This window comes from Mesorhizobium sp. M7D.F.Ca.US.005.01.1.1 (assembly GCF_003952545.1).
GTDB classification, from domain to species: Bacteria; Pseudomonadota; Alphaproteobacteria; order Rhizobiales; family Rhizobiaceae; genus Mesorhizobium; species Mesorhizobium loti.
Genome location: NZ_CP034453.1, coordinates 5,484,287 through 5,501,010 on the forward strand (window position 1 = coordinate 5,484,287; position 16,724 = coordinate 5,501,010).

General features: G+C 63.7%; 15 protein-coding genes. 10 read left to right on the forward strand and 5 right to left on the reverse strand.

All coding sequences use genetic code 11. The features are described 5' to 3' along the window. Positions 1 to 154 precede the first annotated feature (154 nt). Together EJ076_RS26595 and EJ076_RS26600 are read left to right on the forward strand one after the other, a co-directional pair. The gene (locus tag EJ076_RS26595; protein ID WP_126069848.1) at positions 155 to 1,324 is read left to right on the forward strand and encodes a DUF1972 domain-containing protein; all 1,170 of its coding nucleotides are present in this window, start codon (positions 155 to 157) and stop codon (positions 1,322 to 1,324) included. Then, on the forward strand, positions 1,321 to 2,577 hold the full coding sequence (locus EJ076_RS26600) for a cellulase family glycosylhydrolase (protein WP_126069849.1): 1,257 nt from the start codon (positions 1,321 to 1,323) through the stop codon (positions 2,575 to 2,577). Before EJ076_RS26595 ends, EJ076_RS26600 begins: the two co-directional genes overlap by 4 nt. A gap of 32 nt (positions 2,578 to 2,609) precedes the next feature. Here EJ076_RS26600 and EJ076_RS26605 read toward each other — a convergent pair whose 3' ends face one another. Beyond that, on the reverse strand, positions 2,610 to 3,926 hold the full coding sequence (locus EJ076_RS26605; protein WP_126069850.1) for a VpsF family polysaccharide biosynthesis protein: 1,317 nt from the start codon (positions 3,924 to 3,926) through the stop codon (positions 2,610 to 2,612). Position 3,927: 1 nt separating this feature from the next. Beyond that, the gene (locus EJ076_RS26610) at positions 3,928 to 6,030 is read right to left on the reverse strand and encodes an exopolysaccharide transport family protein (RefSeq protein ID WP_126069851.1); all 2,103 of its coding nucleotides are present in this window, start codon (positions 6,028 to 6,030) and stop codon (positions 3,928 to 3,930) included. Between the two features lie 240 nt (positions 6,031 to 6,270). Between EJ076_RS26610 and EJ076_RS26615 the strand changes: the two genes are divergently transcribed. After that, positions 6,271 to 7,791 carry a formyl transferase gene (locus tag EJ076_RS26615; RefSeq protein ID WP_126069852.1) on the forward strand — a complete coding sequence of 507 codons (1,521 nt, stop codon included), beginning with the start codon at positions 6,271 to 6,273 and terminating at the stop codon, positions 7,789 to 7,791. 115 nt (positions 7,792 to 7,906) lie between these two features. Further along, positions 7,907 to 9,097: an NAD(P)/FAD-dependent oxidoreductase gene (locus EJ076_RS26620; RefSeq protein WP_126069853.1), complete on the forward strand. Its 1,191-nt coding sequence runs from the start codon at positions 7,907 to 7,909 to the stop codon at positions 9,095 to 9,097. Between the two features lie 327 nt (positions 9,098 to 9,424). Here the strand turns inward: EJ076_RS26620 and EJ076_RS26625 are convergent, their stop codons facing one another. Both EJ076_RS26625 and EJ076_RS26630 read right to left on the reverse strand, forming a co-directional pair. Then, the gene (locus tag EJ076_RS26625; RefSeq protein ID WP_126069854.1) at positions 9,425 to 10,279 is read right to left on the reverse strand and encodes a sugar phosphate isomerase/epimerase family protein; all 855 of its coding nucleotides are present in this window, start codon (positions 10,277 to 10,279) and stop codon (positions 9,425 to 9,427) included. A 106-nt stretch (positions 10,280 to 10,385) separates the two neighbouring features. After that, positions 10,386 to 11,447, reverse strand: coding sequence for a LacI family DNA-binding transcriptional regulator (locus EJ076_RS26630; RefSeq protein WP_126069855.1), 1,062 nt, complete (start codon positions 11,445 to 11,447; stop codon positions 10,386 to 10,388). Between the two features lie 145 nt (positions 11,448 to 11,592). On the opposite strand from EJ076_RS26630, the gene EJ076_RS26635 reads away from it, so the two are divergent. Beyond that, positions 11,593 to 12,624, forward strand: coding sequence for a hydroxyacid dehydrogenase (locus tag EJ076_RS26635; protein ID WP_126069856.1), 1,032 nt, complete (start codon positions 11,593 to 11,595; stop codon positions 12,622 to 12,624). 97 nt (positions 12,625 to 12,721) lie between these two features. Beyond that, positions 12,722 to 12,826, forward strand: a complete 105-nt coding sequence (locus EJ076_RS26640) for a putative RiPP precursor (RefSeq protein ID WP_126069857.1) — start codon at positions 12,722 to 12,724, stop codon at positions 12,824 to 12,826. Between the two features lie 328 nt (positions 12,827 to 13,154). Here EJ076_RS26640 and EJ076_RS26645 read toward each other — a convergent pair whose 3' ends face one another. Further along, a complete protein-coding gene (locus tag EJ076_RS26645) occupies positions 13,155 to 13,364 on the reverse strand; it encodes a hypothetical protein (RefSeq protein ID WP_109660501.1) in 210 nt (69 codons plus the stop codon). A 330-nt stretch (positions 13,365 to 13,694) separates the two neighbouring features. On the opposite strand from EJ076_RS26645, the gene EJ076_RS35495 reads away from it, so the two are divergent. The 4 genes from EJ076_RS35495 to EJ076_RS26665 all read left to right on the forward strand — a co-directional run bounded on the left by EJ076_RS35495 (position 13,695) and on the right by EJ076_RS26665 (position 15,985). Beyond that, complete coding sequence (locus EJ076_RS35495; RefSeq protein ID WP_206438743.1) at positions 13,695 to 14,093, forward strand: hypothetical protein; 399 nt, start codon at positions 13,695 to 13,697, stop codon at positions 14,091 to 14,093. Between the two features lie 210 nt (positions 14,094 to 14,303). Further along, a complete protein-coding gene (locus EJ076_RS26655) occupies positions 14,304 to 14,981 on the forward strand; it encodes a Crp/Fnr family transcriptional regulator (RefSeq protein ID WP_126071149.1) in 678 nt (225 codons plus the stop codon). Positions 14,982 to 15,242: 261 nt separating this feature from the next. Beyond that, on the forward strand, positions 15,243 to 15,503 hold the full coding sequence (locus EJ076_RS26660; RefSeq protein ID WP_109660497.1) for a DUF982 domain-containing protein: 261 nt from the start codon (positions 15,243 to 15,245) through the stop codon (positions 15,501 to 15,503). An 8-nt stretch (positions 15,504 to 15,511) separates the two neighbouring features. Continuing rightward, a complete protein-coding gene (locus EJ076_RS26665; RefSeq protein ID WP_126069858.1) occupies positions 15,512 to 15,985 on the forward strand; it encodes a hypothetical protein in 474 nt (157 codons plus the stop codon). The last annotated feature ends 739 nt before the right edge of the window (positions 15,986 to 16,724 follow it).

Sequence of the window (16,724 nt, forward strand, 5' to 3'; positions counted from 1 at the left end):
GAAACAACCACCGGGTTCAACACCGTTTTTTTACAACCCCACGCGATGATCACCCACCAGTACGCCGAAAATCGGCGGATGGCATGGAAGTTGCCACCTGCTTCCTAAAAATTAAGCAGCAGCTAATATATAGCATCCGAAAGTGCCACCAGCCATGAAGCCAGAGACGCCCGCCATTCTGATCCTGGGGACCCGCGGCATACCCGCGGCCCATGGCGGCTTTGAAACCTTTGCCGAAAGACTGGCGCTGTTTCTTGTCGGGCGAGGCTGGAAGGTCGCCGTCTATTGCCAGGATGAGGTCGAGCGGATCGACCAGCGGGTGCGCAGCGAAACCTGGCGCGGCATCGAGCTCATTCACATCCAGGTTGCCTCCAAGGGGCCGCGCGCGACATTGGAATTCGACTGGCAATGCGTCCGCGACGCCGCCAGCCGGCCGGGCGTCTGCCTGGTGCTCGGCTACAATGGCGCGATCTTCCTGACCTGGCTCAGGCTGAAGCGGCGCAAGATATTCACCAACATGGACGGCATCGAGTGGCGCCGCCCCAAATGGGGCATGGCGGCGCGCACCTGGTTCTGGCTCAACGAATGGATCGGCGCGTGGGCCTCGCATCGGCTGGTCGCCGATCATCCCGCCATCGCCGATCACCTGGCGACGCGCCGGCCGCGCAGCGCCATCGCCACCATCGCCTATGGCGCCGATCCGGTGACATCGGCGCCGGAAGCGCCGGTGCGGGCACTCGGCCTCGAGCCCGGGCGCTACCTGGTCTCGATCGCGCGCATCGAACCCGACAACAACATCCTGCCGATCGTCGAAGCCTTCTGCTCCGCCAAGCGCGACATGAAGCTGGTGGTGCTGGGAACGCTGTCCGACGACATCCCCTACCATGCCGCCATCCGCAAGGCGGCGAACGGCTCGGTGGTCCTGCCGGGCGCCATCTACGACCAGGCAACGGTGAAGGCACTCAGGTACCACGCCCGCGCCTATCTGCACGGCCACACGGTCGGCGGGACCAACCCGTCGCTGGTCGAGGCGCTGGCGGCCGGCAACATGGTGATCGCGCACGACAATCCCTACAACAGGTGGACCGCGGGAGCGGCCGCGATCTACTTCACCGACAAGGACAGTTGCGCCGAGCGGATGCAGCAGGCGCTGGACGATGATGACCTGGTCAAGACCTGCGGCGTTGCCGCCAGGGCGCGCGCCCGCGAAGCCTTCCGCTGGGATGATGTCCTGCTTGCCTATGAAAATGAAGCCTACCGCTTGCTCGGCGTGACCGCCGCCAAGACCACCGCGATGGATCACGCATCGCACGGAACTGTATGAGAGGCTGGTCGCGCCGGCGGGTGCTGCGGACGGCGCTGTCCACGGCGGCGGCCCTTGGCTCGCTCCCGATCGCGCCAACCGCCCGCGCCGCCGGGCCGCAGTTTCGGCGCGGCATCAACGCCTGGCCCTGGTTCTCGCTGACGCGCGAATTTCCCGCACCCCGCACCGACTATGACTGGCCGCCCTTCCAGTCGCAACGGCCGGTGCCGACCCCAGATGACCTTGGTCGGCTGCGCAGGACCGGGCTCGATTTCATCCGTCTGCCCGTCGATCCCGGTCCTTTCCTGGCCGCCGACGCCGCCACGCGCGGCAAGTTGCTGGACATGCTGGACGCGGCCGTCACCGCCACGCTCGACGCCGGCCTCGGCATCATCGTCAACGTGCAGGCCAATGGCGCCACCCATTACTGGAACCCCGACCGCATGGTCTCCAGCACCGCGGCACCCGCTTTCGATCTTTATCGCGCACTGGTTGGCGAGCTTGCCGGCAGGCTGGAGCGCTTCCAGCCTGGCAGGGTGGCGCTCGAGCCGGTCAACGAGCCGGCGCAGTCCTGCGCGTCGAACGTCTGGTCGCAGATCCAGCTTTCACTCCTGACCGCGGCAAGGGCGTCGGCCGCGACCCTGCCGCTAGTCGTCACCGGCGGCTGCGGCTCGATGGTGAGCGGACTGACCGCGCTCGATCCGGCGCCGCTGGCGCCGTTCGAGCCGATCCTGTTCACCTTCCACTTCTACGAGCCCTATCTGTTCAGCCATCAGGGCGCACCCTGGATGCGCGAGCCGGTCTACCGGTCGCTCAACAATGTGCCGTGGCCGGCATCCGCCGGCTCGTTGGAACAGACGCTGGCCTCGGTCAGGGCACGTATGGCGCAGGACACCGAAACCCCTGAAGAGGCCAAGCAGGCCGCCTATGCCGAAACCGAGCGCGTGCTGAAGGTCTATTTCGACGCCCGGCCCGACCGCTGGTTTGTCGACAAATATCTTGGCGAGGCTCGCGCCTGGGCCGACGGCCACGGCCTTGCGCCGGAACGGATCATCATGGGCGAGTTCGGCGCGCTGCGCACCGATGCCCGCTACGTCGCCGCGCCCAACCCGGATCGCGCGCGCTACATCGCCGATGTCAGGCAGAGCGCCGAGTCGTTCGGCTTCCCCTGGGCCTTCTGGGATCTCTTCGACGGCATGGGCATGATGGACGACAGCACGCGGGCGCTGGACCCGGCGATGGTTGAGGCGCTTGGCCTGATTATGCCGGAATAGGCACCTGCCATCCCGGCATCCGCCGTAGAGCGCTATGTTTGCGCCGGCTGCGCCCTTTGCCGCACCACCGCTCGCGCCGGCCGGTAAAGCACCAGAACCAGCACCACGAATTTGGTCAGCAGCGTCGTCTTCGACGCGACGCTTTCCGAGGTGTTGATCAGGATGATCCAGCCCAGCATCGGCAGCCAGATGCCGGCGTGGCAGCGACGCGCCACCTCAAACAGGAACAGCACGAAGCCAAACGTCAGCAAAAGGGTGAAGAAGGCGCCCTGATAGACGATCGTGCGGATGATCGGGTTCTCGATGCCCTGTTCGAGACCGTTGATGCGGCGCAGGCTGTCGACTAGGTCGACATCCGGCCCAACGATCAGATCGCGCCATTCCAGATACTTGAAGAGCTCGAACATCTCGACGCGGGCATTGGCGCTGCCGCTGTCCGACACGAAGCGCTCCAGCAGCGCGTCGAAGAAGCCATAATATGCCGCCACGACGATGACGACCGGCAGCAGCGCGGCAAGCATGAAGCCCAGTGCTGCACCCAGCAAGTTGACGCGGCCCCGGCGCAATTTGGTGATGCCCTGAAAAAGCAGATAGCAGCCGCCGAGCACCACCGTCGTCACCATCGCCGTGCGGCCGCCGAAGGCGACGAGTGCCGCGCATTGCAGGCTGATCAGCCCTATCCGCACAGGCATCGACAGGGATCTGGCACCCGAGAGCAGCGCAAGCACGTAGATCGCTGTCGCCATGGCATTGGCAAGCGGATGCCCCTGCAGCGCGCTCGAGCGCAGATCGGTGGTAAACGCCACGCCGTCGAGGCGATAGGGGAAAATAAGCGTCTTGGTGGCGAACTCGAAAAGCGCAAGCAACGCATTCGCCGTCATGACCACGTGAATGACGGTCTGCAGCCCGGCGAATGTCCGTTCGTCATCCTCGCTGAGCATCAGCACCAGAAGTGCCGCGGCCACGAACGTATCGATCATGCCGGCCATGCCGGGACGCTGCCTGGCGATGACGACGAACAGCAGCACGATCGAGATGGCGGCCATCAGTGCGCTGGCCGGCCGCCTGTCGGCGACATGCACGAGATAGCCGACCGGATTGCCGAAGGTGCAGGAGCGCCAGGCAAGCAGCAGCACGATGAGATAGGTGGACGGGTGGATCTTGGTCGCCGGGTTGCCGAACAGGCCGTCGTAATTGTAGCCCACCAGCCACAGCATGCCGCCCGAGACGCTGAACAGCACCGCCACCGCCGCGATCAGTCCGAAGCGCGTCAGCGCGTCGACCGACGTGCCGGCGCAGGGCGCGGCAGCACCGTAGTTCGAGGCGCTTCCGCTCCAGCTGGCGGCCATATCAGGCCGCCTCGTCGACCAGCATGGCGCCTGTCGGCAGCCGCCCCATGACGGAGACGGCCTGCGAGGTCGCGGTGACGTCGCGCATCGGCGTGGCGTTCAGCGTGGCGACGAGCAGGATCTCGTCGACCATCGCAACCAGCGGCGAGGCATTGAGATTGTCGGCCAGCGCGCCGCCGTCGATAACGACAAGCTCGAAGCTCCGGCTGGCCTGGGCCAGCATATGCTGCGCGAAGTAGATGCCATGCGCTTCCTGGAAGACCGCCTTTGAGCGGCCCCTGCCCAGCAGCGCGACGTTGCTGCCGGCCGCGTAGTGGCTGACGGCTTCAAACGCGTATTCGCCGCGCAGCACGTCGAGGATTCCCGGCTGCGCCTCCTTCTGGCCGCCACCGCTGGCATTGGCATCGATGAACAGCACACGGCTGCCCCTGGATGCCGCGGTATTGGCCAGCAGCCGCGCCACCCGGCTGCGCTGCGCGCCCTCGCCCGGCGACGATGTCACCAGGATGGATGGCACCAGCGGCCAGTCCGGCGGCCGCTGGCCCGAACTGAACATGCGCCTCAGCGCAAGGCCGACGACGGCGTCCGTCTTCTGGCTGGCTACGGCGGCCGCATTCCCTCCGAAAGGCCACCAGCGCCTGCCAGTGCCTGACCTTGCCGGCACCACGCCCAGCACCGGCGCCTCGATGGCCGACTGCATCTGGGCGCTTGAAAGCACCGTCGGCGAGGCATATTCGGCGATCAGCGCCAGGCCGGTGCCGAGCCCCAGCCCGCCGAAGATCGCGCCGACGAGCAGCAGCGACAAAGGCGGCCAGCTCTTCTTCAGGGCCGGCATGGCGTTGGAGATGATGCGCGCATTGGTGCTGTCGACATTGATCTGCTCGCGCGTCTCCTGGGCGCGCTGGAGATAGTTCGCGTAGACGGAGCGCAGCGCCTCGAGGTCGCGCTGCAATTCGCGCAGCCGCACCGAGGCCTGGTCGGTGTCGAGCGACTTGCTCTTCATGCCCGCGACCTTGGCTTCCAGCGCCTGCTGGTTGGCGAGCGCCCGTTCATAGTCGGTCTCGGTGGCGGTGGCGATGCGGCCGATTTCGCGCGCGATCAGCTGGCGCGTGTCGCGCAGCTGCTGCTGGGCGGCGATCATCGACGGATGGCGCGGCCCCAGCTCCGTGCCGAGCTGCGAGACCTGGTCGACCAGCGTCGCCTCCTGTGCCCGCAGGCTCGAGATTACCGCCGAGCGCATCGCTTCCGAGGTTGCGTCCGCCGTGCCGCTCTGCCGGCGCATCTGGTCGACCTGCGCCTTCAGCGCCGCGGTGCGGCTCTGCGCCGCTGAAAGCTGCGTGTTGAGCTCGGTCAGTTCCTGGTCGCTGACCAGATTGCCTGCCGCCATCACCATATTGTTGGCCGACTTGTAGGCCTCGACGGCGTTTTCGGCTTGCTGGACGCGCTTGCGCTGTTCGTCCAGCCGCGCGGTGATGGACTCGGAAGCGTCCTTGGCCATTTGCGCCCGCGCGCTCGCCTGGTCGACCAGATAGGCCTGCGCGATGGCGTTGGCCAGAAGGGAGGCCTTGTCGGCGCTCTTGGCGGTGACGATGACGTCGAGGACCAGGACCTTGTCGGCCCGCTTGACCGCCAGGCGTCGGCGCAGCGCGTCGAGCGTTTGCGCCGACCTGTCGCCTCCTGCCGATGTCGAACCGAGCAGGCGCGACAGCAAGCCCTGCCCGTTGAATTCCGGATCCTGCGTCAGGTTGGTCGCTGCGATCGCCCGCATCAGCACGCCTGTCGACTGGACCACGCTGACCTGGCTCTCGACCTGCGTGATGCCGCCGTCGGGCGAGATACGGCTGGGATTGACGTCGTTGGTGACCACTTGCAGATCCTGCGGATCGATGAGGATTTCCGCCGCCGAGCTGTAGAGCGCGGGCGTGAAGAGACCGTAGAGCAAGGTGACCAGCGTCAGCAGCGCGACGGTGCCGAAGATCCAGAACCGGCGGCGCACCAGAATGCGCTTCAGATCGCCCAGTTCGACAGTCGAAGCCGCGTATGATCCCGCTTGTCCCGCATCTGGAGCGTGTCGCTGAGGAACCATGGGCAGAGATGATTGCATGGCTGCCTCCGACAATACTCCATATGCCGGCAAGATCAGATTGCGGCACTAACCTAGCTATTCCTTCAACTGTTAAAAGATTGTTAATTATGTTGAGAGGTCACGTGAATTTTGGCACGCAGTTTGCTTAAAAATATACATACCGAGGTGCTCAGTGCGCAGCGAGCGGAGATGTATGCGGATGGGGCTACAATTTGACCGGACCGGCAAGGCCGGACACCGCCTTTTCGGGTCCCCAACATGCGGATAAGCCTGCGCCTGGACGGCGATTGCGTGCGCGCCTTCCATGTCGCGCTGCTGGAACGCCTTGCCGCACTTGGCGATGTCGTGCCGTCCGTCGATATCAGGCCGGCGGCCGGCCGCATCCCGCGCAGCGCCGCGGCCCTGTTTCAACTCGAAACGGCGATACACGGCCTGTCCCATGATGGGCTGGGCAAGCGTGTGCCGCTTTCGACGCTCGCCCCCTACCGGACCCAGTCCTCTGCTTCGCCTGACCTGGTGATCGACCTCTGCGGCGATGTCATGCTGGAAGGCATGCGGGTCTGGCGCGTCACCTACGATGGCGCCAGCGGCGAAGCGGCCTTGCTGGCCCTGATCCTTGCCGGCCGCACACCGCTTGCCCGCATCGAGGAGAACGGTATTGCGATTGCAGCCGGGCGCCTGGGAACCGAATATGGCGGCATCGCGCTCGCATCCTTCCAGGACATGCTGGCGCGCACGGCAAGCCTGATCATAGCTGCCCTGTCAGGCGCGGCAAAGTCCGTGCCCGACCTGCCCGAGCCGCCGCAGGCAGGTAGCCCGCCGCCGATGCCTTCGGCCGGCAAGCTTGGCGTCAGAGCCGGCAAGGCGCTGGCGCGGCGGATCGTCCAGAAGATCTACCATCTTTGCTACAACGCGCCGCACTGGAAGGTCGGCTGGCGGCAGACCAAGGGTCGCGATTTGTTCGACCTGCGCGCGCATCCGGCATCGGGTTGGCAAGAGCTGCCGGACGACGGCAGCCGCTTTTATGCCGACCCGTTCCCGATCGTTCACCAAGGCCAGCTAACCCTGTTCGTCGAGGACTATATCCATCGGCTGGGCCGGGCCATCATCTCCGCCGTGCCCTTCGGCCCGGCCGGCCCGCTCGGCCGCCCTGAGCCGGTGCTCGACCTGCCCTACCATCTCTCCTACCCCTTCGTCTTCGAGCGCGACGGCGAGGTCTGGATGGTGCCAGAAAGCTGCGCCAACGGCACGGTCGATCTCTACCGAGCCACCGCCTTTCCCGGCGGATGGGTCAAGGAGGCGACGCTTCTGTCCGGCATCATCGCCAGCGACGCCACCCTGGTCGAGCACGGCGGCGCCTGGTGGCTGTTCGCCACTGTCCGGGATGGTGGAGGCACCATCCGCGATGGCGGCGGCGCCTTCTCCGACGCGCTGCATCTGTGGTCGGCGCCGGATTTTCGCGGCCCCTGGACACCGCATCCGAACAATCCCGTGCTGATCGACATCGCCTCGGCGCGGCCGGCCGGGCGCATGGTCAAGCGCGGCAACGACTTGCTGCGCCCGGTTCAGGACTGCCGCAGGAGCTATGGCGCGGCTCTCGGCATCGCACGCATTTCTCACCTTGATTTGATCGGCATGGAGCAAGTCGTTGAAACCATCTTAAATCCAGGTGCGCTATGGAATGGGCGCAAACTTCACACGCTCAACGAGGCAGGCGGTTTTGAGTTCATCGATGGCTCGGCGATCGCACCGCGCTGGAAACGACGGGTCCGCGATTAACCTAAACATTGGTTACTACCAGATACATGCTCCGGTTGCTTGAGGTTGAATTAGGTCCGGGAGATATCTTCCACCGTAGTTGCACTCGGGAGTTGCTACCAGAAAGGGCAGCGAAATGAGTACCGCAGAGGCTGGCCAAACCGAAGTCGAAGTGGCGATCGTCGGCGCCGGAATGGCCGGCACCACCTTGGCAACGGTGTTGGGACAAGCTGGGCGCAAGGTGGCGCTGATCGATCCGCACCGCGTCCACCACGACGAGTTCCGGGCCGAGAAGATCGGCATGGATCAGATGCTGCTGTTCGAAAAGCTCGGCCTCGATGCGACGGTCAAGCGTCTCGTCACCTCAACAACCGATACCCATGTCTTCCGCCTCGGCCAGCTGTTCGCGCATGAGAAGAAGTCGGAATTCACATTTTCCTATGGCGCGCTGATCAATGGCCTGCGCGACGCCTTGCCGCCGCAAGTGCCGCTGACGGTCGGCAAGGTAACCGAGATATCGACCGGACCGGACCGGCAGCGGCTTGTGCTGGCCGACGGCTCCGTCATCAATGCCCGCCTGCTGGTGGTGGCCACCGGCCACGGCGAAGCGGTGCGGCGCGCCGTCGGGGTCGAGCGTGTCGAGCAATCGAAGGCGCATTCGCTGTCGATGGGATTCGATCTCGCCATCTCGCCGCGTGAATTCGCCTATCAGTCCGCTACTTGCTACGGCAGGCGGGCCGCCGACCGTGTCGCCTACATCAGCATCTTTCCTCTCGGCAACAAGATGCGGGCGAACATGTTCGTCTATCGCACCGTGGCCGAACCGTGGACGAGGGCGTTTCGCCAGGATCCGCAGAAGATGCTTTGCGAGCTGATGCCCGAGATAGCAGCGCTATGCGGCAACTTCGAAGTCGCAAGTCCCGTCGAGGTCAGGCAGGTCAGCCTGAATACGACGCAAGGCCATCGCCGCGACGGGGTCGTCTTCATCGGCGACGCTTTCTGCACGACGTGTCCAACGCCGGGCGTCGGCATCGGGCGGGTGATGACCGATGTCGACCAGCTCCATTCGGTTCACATTCCGCGCTGGCTGGAAACACCAGGCATGGCGGCTGACAAGATCAATGCCTTCTATGACGACCCGGTCAAGGTGGCTACCGATGAGGACGGTATGCGTGTGAGCTACTATGCCAAGTCGATCACCATCGAAACCGGGCTGGAATGGCGCGTACGGCGCCTGCGCAACAACACGGCGCGCCGGCTGATGATCATTGGCCGCAAGATGCGGCATCTGGGACAACGGCAGGCGCCCGTGGCCAACATGCAATAGGGCGCGATCAGCCAATCGCGCCCTATTGATTGCCCTTATGAGGCGAATGCGTCAGACGCCAACCGCTCAGGCGGGCGACGGCGGCGGTGTCGAGGGAGCAGTCTGGGCCGTGACGCCCGAAAGCCTGTCGCGCTTCTGCAAAGTTGGCTTTTCGTATTTCTTCACCGTAAAGTGCCCTCCACATTGGATACGGCGCCAGCAGAACCAATTCCCTGCCTCGTGTCAATTGTGCCGTTACTGGTTCTTACATCGTTTCTGCAGCACCTCGGTCAAACGATTCTGCACTGTTGCATCGCTGGCACATGTGACGGCTCCGTTGGAGCACCCTCACCCCAGCGTCAGCCCGGCCTTCCTCGCCTCCTTGCGCAGGAACGGCAGACCGACCTCGATGACATCGTCCGGATTGTCGGCCACCGGCCGCCACACGGCCAGCCCGCCGGCAATGTCGACATCGACATGGTTCATGCTTTCCAGCGTGATGGCGCCGCTGTAGCCGATGTCCGATATCGCCTTCATGCAGGCCGCCCAGTTGAGCATGCCGCGCCCCGGCACGCCGCGATTGGCTTCGGAGACATGGACATAGCCGAGATAGGGTGCGGCGGCGCGGAAGCCGGCTTCAAAACTCTCCTCCTCGATATGCATGTGGTAGGTGTCGAGATGGATGAAGATGTTGTCGGCGCCGACGCGCTCGATGATCCGCGTCGCGTCGATGCCGCGATTGATCAGATGCGTCTCGTAGCGGTTGCAGGGCTCTATGCCGAGTTTCAGCCCATGCGCCTTGGCCGCCTTGGCCGCGCGGACCAGGAACCTGCACATGCCGTCCATTTCCTCAGCCGTCGGCGCACGTCCGGAAGTCTTGCCGATCGTGCCATAGGTGACGCCGCCGAGCGCCTCGCTGCCCACCGCCTCACACACGCCGAAGGCCGGCTCGAGGAAAGCCAGCGCCTCGTCCGGCCGCGCCACCACGTCGAGTGAAGCAGGCAGGCCAAGCGACGGAATAAGCGCGACATTCCAACGTTCGGCAAAGGCGTGCGTGCGCAGAGTGTCGATCTCCTCAGGGCGCAGCAGCGGGATTTCGAGCAGGCCGATGCCCAGTACCTTCAACCGCTCCATCTGCGGCTCGATCAGGTCGAGGTCCCAGACCGGGGCAATGGCGAATGTGTGCAATCCAAAAACATTCATCAGCTGTAGCCTCTCCGTTCATGCGCCGGAAACGCGAGGCCGGAAGCCAGAGTAAATCGATTTATCTTCAGGACGAACTGGGTCATTCGTTTTCCTCCATTTGATGTCACGTGCCGCGAGCCGTCCCGGAATGCGGGCCGTTGCCTGGCGGGCCAACGGATTCCCGCATCAGAACCTTGCAAGGCTCGAGCCGCGCGATCGGCGGCCCCTCCCCGCCTTCGATCCTGGCAAACAAGGCCTCCATGGCGTGGCCGGCGATCTGGCGCACCGGCTGCACCACGGCGGCGATGGCCGGCCATGTCACCTGCATCCATTCGGCATCGTCGAAGCCGACCAGCGAAATGTCGTTGGGGCAGTGCCAGCCGCGTCGGCGGAACTCCGAGAGCGCCACCAGCGTACCCTTGAGGAACAGCGAATAGACCGCCGTCGGCCGCTCTCCCTTCGCAAAATAGTCGCGCAGCTGCGCCCTGAGCGGCTCGACATCGGTTTCGGCGAGCACGACGTCGATGCGAACATCCGGCGCCAGCTTGAGCGCGGTGGCGCGAAATCCATCGAGGCGGGCGCGCACGGTGGCCGCCTGCTCGCCAAGGCCGATGACCAGGATGTGGCGGTGGCCGTTGCCGAGCAGTTCGCGCGCCACTTCGGCGCTTGCGGCAGCACTGTCGGCCGACACCGTGTCGAAGGCGTCGTCGGACAGCACGCGGTCGATCAGCACGCCGGTCATGCCGTTGGCCTTCATGAATGCGGCCGCCGGTCCATGCTCGTTGCGCACCGGTGCCAGCACCACGCCGGCCACCCGCCAGTCATGCATGCGGGCGAGGATCTCCGTTTCGCGCGCTTCGGATTCGCGGCTCGACGCCGCCACCAGCGTGTAGCCGCGCTGCTCGGCCAGGCTCTCGAGCTGGGTGACCATCTGGCCGAAGAACTCGCTTTCGAACTCGGGCATGATGGCGCCGATGATGCGGCGCTTGGCCCTGCGCATGTCGGAAGCCAGCGGATCGACGCGGTAGCCCAACAGCTCGACGGCATCGAAGACGCGCTGCGCATTTTCGGACTTCACCGTGGTGACGCCGGCCATGACCTTGGAGACGGTGGCGGCGGACACGCCAGCATGGCTTGCCACATCATGGATTGAGGCACGCCGCTGCTGGCCTTGCCGATGCGCCATTGGTCCTCCTCCCGAGGTGCGGACATCAGCATTTCTCGTCCGCTGGAGAAATGGGTAAATCGATTTTTCATGGTTGTAAATCGTTTAATCGAAGGTAATTTACCTCCCAGAAAACGCGATCCGGATCGCGCCGGGAGGAATCATCATGTCAGACAATGCCTTGCCGCTGGTCATCAGCGCGCCGGAACCACGCACGCTCGACCTCATCTTCACCCAGCCGCAGCTGGCGCGCCTCAGGTCGAAATACCGCATCGTCGAGACCACCGCCGACGGCGTGGCAAAACTGCCGGCCGATGTGCTGGCGCAAGCCCGCTACATTGTCGGCCAGCCGCCGATCTCACCCGACACGCTCGACCGGATGAAGGCGCTGCGCTGCGTCTTCAATGTCGAGACCAACCTCATCAACAACATGCCCTACGAGACGCTGTTTCAACGCGGCATCCATGTCGTCACCACCGGCCTGGTGTTCGCCGAGCCGGTGGCCGAGCTTGGCCTTGCCATGGCGCTCAACCTCGCCCGCAACATCGTCGACGCCGACCTCGCCTTCCGGAATGGCAAGGAGCTGTGGGGCGGCGACGGCAATTTGACGGCGCGGCTCTTGTCGGGCGCGGATGTCGGCATCATCGGCTTCGGCGATCTCGGCCGCGCGCTGAACCGGCTGCTGTCGGGCTTCCGCACCCGGACCAAAGTCTTCGATCCCTGGCTGCCGCCGTCGATCCTCATCGACAATGGCGTCGAGCCGGCCTCGCTCGACGCGGTGCTGTCGACCAGCGACTTCGTCTTCGTCGTCGCCTCGGTGACCTCAGAGAACCAGGGCTTTCTCGGCGCGGATGCCTTCGCCAGCATGCGCAAGGGCGCCGCCTTTATCCTGCTCAGCCGCGCCGGCGTGGTGGACTTCCCCGCGCTGATGGCGGCGGTGGAGAGCGGCCACATCGTCGCCGCCAGCGACGTCTTCCCGGAGGAGCCGCTGGCGTCGGACCACCCCGTGCGCGCCCTGCCCGGCTTCCTGCGCTCGGCCCATCGCGCCGGCGCGCTCGACATCGCTTTCAAGCGCATGGGCGATATGGTGCTGGAGGACATGGACCTGATCGACCGCGGCCTGCCGCCGCTGCGCTCCAAGCGCGCCGAACGCGAGACGGTTTCGCGCATGCGCTCAAAACCCGCCGACAGGAACTGAGGCAGGTTTCGTCGCTGGCCGGCCTTGGCCGCTTCAGCTTGACAGAGCACGGCCGGCGACGACGCTGCCGCAATCGAACTCTACTGAGGGGCAAACCATGAAGAAGACCTATGAAAAGCCGGCGCTGGTCAAACGGCAGAAACTGTCGGCCGTGACGGCGCAGGCAATCCCGTCATCGGGCCCGATCGGCCCGCCAGGCTGACGCCGCCACAGGGCATTCCCGCGCCGCACTTCAGCACCGTCCGGAACCTTTGCGCGGCCTTTGCGTTCCCCCGGATCGTCTCCCATTCGATCCGGAACACCTCCAATCAAATGCCCCGTCAGGCTCCGGCCGGCGGGGTTTCTTTTATCCCCATGGAACGCACTGGTTTCCGGTTTGGCGGAACAATTGTCCCGCCGTGAAGTTTTGAAAATAGACCGGGCGGTGGGACGCCCGGTCTACTCCGGGAGACCTGTCACGATTTGCGTCGGTGGCGGGTCTTCTGCGCGCAGAGGGCGCCGCGCAGGAACACGCAGCACCTGGTTGCGCCTCATGCGTCTGAAGGGTCGCTCTTCGCGGCGTCGACATCCCGGCCAGTCCGAAAGATCCGCCTGAGGATGTCGCGCGCGATCTCGGCCCGGTGCTTGTCCTGGCCTCGCAACTCGACGCCGCCGAGCCTTGCCGGCGCTCCACCCGTATGGTCCCACACCATCCAGCTGCCGGGCGCTTCCTGCAGGCACTCAAATCTGTCTTTTGGCATTAGGCGATTTCGTCTCTCGGCATCAAGCGTCCCATTCGCAAGGCCCGCCAATAAAGGCATCTCTATCGATGACCGACGCGGGGGTTAGGTTGGGCGGGGGGCCGGGTCCCGCGTCGGCCAAGACGGCATCTAAGGTCCGCCACGTTGCAAAGCTACCCAGTTACCGCCAGGCGAACAATTAAGCGAATTGCTTGGTACGCTTCCGGACAGTTCGCGGGACTCGCTAACCAATTGTCGGAAGCATACGGTGCGCGTGTCGCTGGCCGTTGAATGGGCGCTGGCGCTTGAAAGAGCAGATCGCGCTTTCGCCCCAACGATGGGAGAAGCGCGATGATCTTCAACGGATCAGCGGATTCAGATCAGCTTTCGATCCTGGGTAAAGTGCTCGATGACTATTGCCGCCAGGCCGGCATTGCCGCGGGCCACCCGGCCAGGGAACGTCTCGGGTGCCGTGCCATGGAGCTTTTTCAAGGCGGCATGGACATGCCCGCGGAACTGCTTGCCGCTATGCGCTTCAGCTACGACGAATGGCTCGGCGAGGTCGATCCCCAAACCTCATCGGTACAGAGGCCTGCCTTGTGGGCGGTCGAGGCAGCACTCACGGAACCAACCCCTGCCGGGACAGTTGGTTCGGGTGGCGGCGGAGCATCGCGCTTCCCTCAAGCGAATGCGGTGGAGCACTCCGCCAATTCGTCACCACGCCCCCTCCAGGGAAAAGATTCCGAATAGCAACCCGGCACGGAATGACTCGCTATCGGATTGTCGAAAGCGTACACTTCCCCGTCGCTGGCCACTTTAACGGGCGCTGGCGCTTGAGAGTGCCGATCGTACTCCCGCCCCTGCGGGAGCTGCATATTGAACTACGAAATCCCAAAATCGACTGTCGCTGGCCAGGCACTGGCTTTGGACAACCAGTTCCGAAATGAACTGTTGCGAAGGATGACCGCCGAGGACCTTGCGCTGCTCGAACCGGATTTGCACCGGGTAGCCCTGCCGCTGAGAATGCCCCTCGTGACGCCCGACGTGCCGATTGAAGCCGTTTATTTCATCGAGCACGGAATCGCGTCGGTCGTCGCGCGCACGCCCAGTGGACACGAGGCCGAGATCGGCTTCATCGGCAATGAAGGGATGGCCGGATATTCGCTGGTAATGGGCGACGACCGCGCACCGCAAGCCTGCTTCGTGCAACTCGAAGGCGAAGCGATGCGCATGGACGCAGGCAGCTTCAATGCGGCTTTGACGACCAGTCCCACCTTGCGCTTGTTCCTGTTGCGCTTCGTCAATTCTCTGCAGATCCAGACCGGATGTACCGCGCTTGTCAACGCGCGGCTGCGGTTGGCGAGCCGTCTGGCCCGGTGGTTGCTGATGTGCGACGACCGCGTGGTGGGAGTACGATTTTCCATTACCCACGAGTTTCTCGCCACGATGCTGGGCGTCAGACGGCCAGGCGTCACCATCGCCCTTCAAGAATTGGAAGGCCTTGCTCTGATCCGGTCGCGCCGGGGTGAGGTCATCATACTGGACCGCCCTGGACTGATTGCGCTGGCCAATGGTGGATATGGGGAGCCAGAAGCTGAATATAGCAGGCTTTTGGGAGAGACCGGCTCGGGGGATTGATGACCGGGCACGGCGCCTGTTGCCTCCGGTCGGCTCAACATTGTCGGTTCTGTACCAATACTCGATGGAGAAATGTCGGAATCGTACTGTTATCCGCAAGTAAATCGTAAAGTGAGAATAATTGAATATTATTCCCCCAATGCGTCATAGTTAATAGACGTAACCTTGTTTAGGTGGTTAAGTAAATCTGTCATCAGCTATGGCACGGGCGCTGGTGCTTGAGAGAGATTACCGTTCTCCCGCCCCAGCGGGAGCTATGCGATGACAGTCAACCAGCCAAATATGTTTTCCGGAATTCCCATAGAAAGAAGTGACGGCACCATCTCCGTCCTTTGCACACTTCCTCAAATGGCCGACGCTTTGGCGGATGGCTGGCCATCCGATGGGCCAATGTTTCTGGCTGCGCTTGCTGCCCTGGTGGGGGAAAGGGTGGGATGTTGCAGCACAAGGGACGTCCATCGAGCCTTCATTGCGGCAGCGGTTGAAGCCGATTGTCTCCCCGACAGCTACATGAAGAAGTGAGCGCGAAAATGCCTCTCACCTTGCGGACGACACTTTGCGAAACGAGAGATGCGTTGCATGTGCTGCGAAGGGCTTTGTCTGTTCGCGGCCATATCGAAGCAATGGAAGAGATCGATTCCCTTATAGGTGTCGCAGAACAAAAGGCAGTCCACGCGATCGGCGACATTGACCGGGCCGAGTTTCGAAAACCCATTCTCGTGGTGGTGGCGAACCCCGCAATGTCCGAAGATATCCTGATTCCAGTCGCGCTGCCCACCAGGCTCGGTGAGCTTCGTGAACAAGGCATGGGCCTCAGTGCATATTGCGGCAATGCGCGCTGCGGTCATTTGCGTTCGCTGGATCTCGATGGCCTGATCGAGATCTACGGCACCCACTATGATTTCATCACCGAAAAGCGGTTGGCATCGAAGCTGGTGTGCAAACGATGCCAAAATGTTGGGGGGAGGCTTGTCGTGGTCTCCGATAAACGGCCCCGGTATTGAATACCCGGGGGCGGAACGAATCCCTCCGTCGCCCGGTGGAGACAAGCGAGCAATCGCGGAACCATCCTCTGCCGAGACAGTTGGTTCGCGTGGCGACGGAGCATCGCGCTTCCCTCAAGCAAATGTAGCGGATCCCTCCGCTAATTCGTCGCCACACCCTCCAGAGAAAGCATCCATAGGGGCTTTGAGCGTTAAAGCCTCGGCTAGCAATTCGACAGGAGCCGCGAGGCCCTTGAGGGTGGCGTACAGACCCAGCGCCACCATCGCCAGGTGACCCTCGGCTTTGTCGTGAACCAGGTCTGCGGCGTGCGCCAAGTCTGCGGCGTGCACTAGGTCGATGGGGACTGGCGGCCTCACTTTCGGATGATCCATTCGATGACGCCGGCGCCGACACAGAGATTGCCCGTGAGTTCGCGCGTCATCGCCGTGGCATGTTCCGCCCATTTCGCTTCAGGCAGCGCAACTCGGCAATGGAAGCCTTGAAGGCATCCCTCAAAATGTGGGAATCGAGAACGGATATCACGCCGCTGGGGCCTTGGTCGTCTTCCATCCGATGTCTCCCGGCGGGGCGGGAGTACATCACACTTTCAAGCATCAGCGCCCGTTTCGTGGCCGGTGACCCCTCGCACATAGCGGCTTTGCGCACGCTCTCAACAACAAATGAGATCGGAGCGGGATGATGTTTTTTCCGTACCGAGGCGCTGTGGGTCGGAACGTTTTCTCCCGGCCGGCATTTTGG

Coding starts and splice junctions, on each gene's coding strand:
- EJ076_RS26595 (WP_126069848.1), top strand. CDS start 155: ATGAAGCCAGAGACGCCCGCCATTCTGATCCTGGGGACCCGCGGCATA.
- EJ076_RS26600 (WP_126069849.1), top strand. CDS start 1,321: ATGAGAGGCTGGTCGCGCCGGCGGGTGCTGCGGACGGCGCTGTCCACG.
- EJ076_RS26605 (WP_126069850.1), bottom strand. CDS start 3,926: ATGGCCGCCAGCTGGAGCGGAAGCGCCTCGAACTACGGTGCTGCCGCG.
- EJ076_RS26610 (WP_126069851.1), bottom strand. CDS start 6,030: ATGCAATCATCTCTGCCCATGGTTCCTCAGCGACACGCTCCAGATGCG.
- EJ076_RS26615 (WP_126069852.1), top strand. CDS start 6,271: ATGCGGATAAGCCTGCGCCTGGACGGCGATTGCGTGCGCGCCTTCCAT.
- EJ076_RS26620 (WP_126069853.1), top strand. CDS start 7,907: ATGAGTACCGCAGAGGCTGGCCAAACCGAAGTCGAAGTGGCGATCGTC.
- EJ076_RS26625 (WP_126069854.1), bottom strand. CDS start 10,279: ATGAATGTTTTTGGATTGCACACATTCGCCATTGCCCCGGTCTGGGAC.
- EJ076_RS26630 (WP_126069855.1), bottom strand. CDS start 11,447: ATGGCGCATCGGCAAGGCCAGCAGCGGCGTGCCTCAATCCATGATGTG.
- EJ076_RS26635 (WP_126069856.1), top strand. CDS start 11,593: ATGTCAGACAATGCCTTGCCGCTGGTCATCAGCGCGCCGGAACCACGC.
- EJ076_RS26640 (WP_126069857.1), top strand. CDS start 12,722: ATGAAGAAGACCTATGAAAAGCCGGCGCTGGTCAAACGGCAGAAACTG.
- EJ076_RS26645 (WP_109660501.1), bottom strand. CDS start 13,364: ATGCCAAAAGACAGATTTGAGTGCCTGCAGGAAGCGCCCGGCAGCTGG.
- EJ076_RS35495 (WP_206438743.1), top strand. CDS start 13,695: ATGATCTTCAACGGATCAGCGGATTCAGATCAGCTTTCGATCCTGGGT.
- EJ076_RS26655 (WP_126071149.1), top strand. CDS start 14,304: ATGACCGCCGAGGACCTTGCGCTGCTCGAACCGGATTTGCACCGGGTA.
- EJ076_RS26660 (WP_109660497.1), top strand. CDS start 15,243: ATGACAGTCAACCAGCCAAATATGTTTTCCGGAATTCCCATAGAAAGA.
- EJ076_RS26665 (WP_126069858.1), top strand. CDS start 15,512: ATGCCTCTCACCTTGCGGACGACACTTTGCGAAACGAGAGATGCGTTG.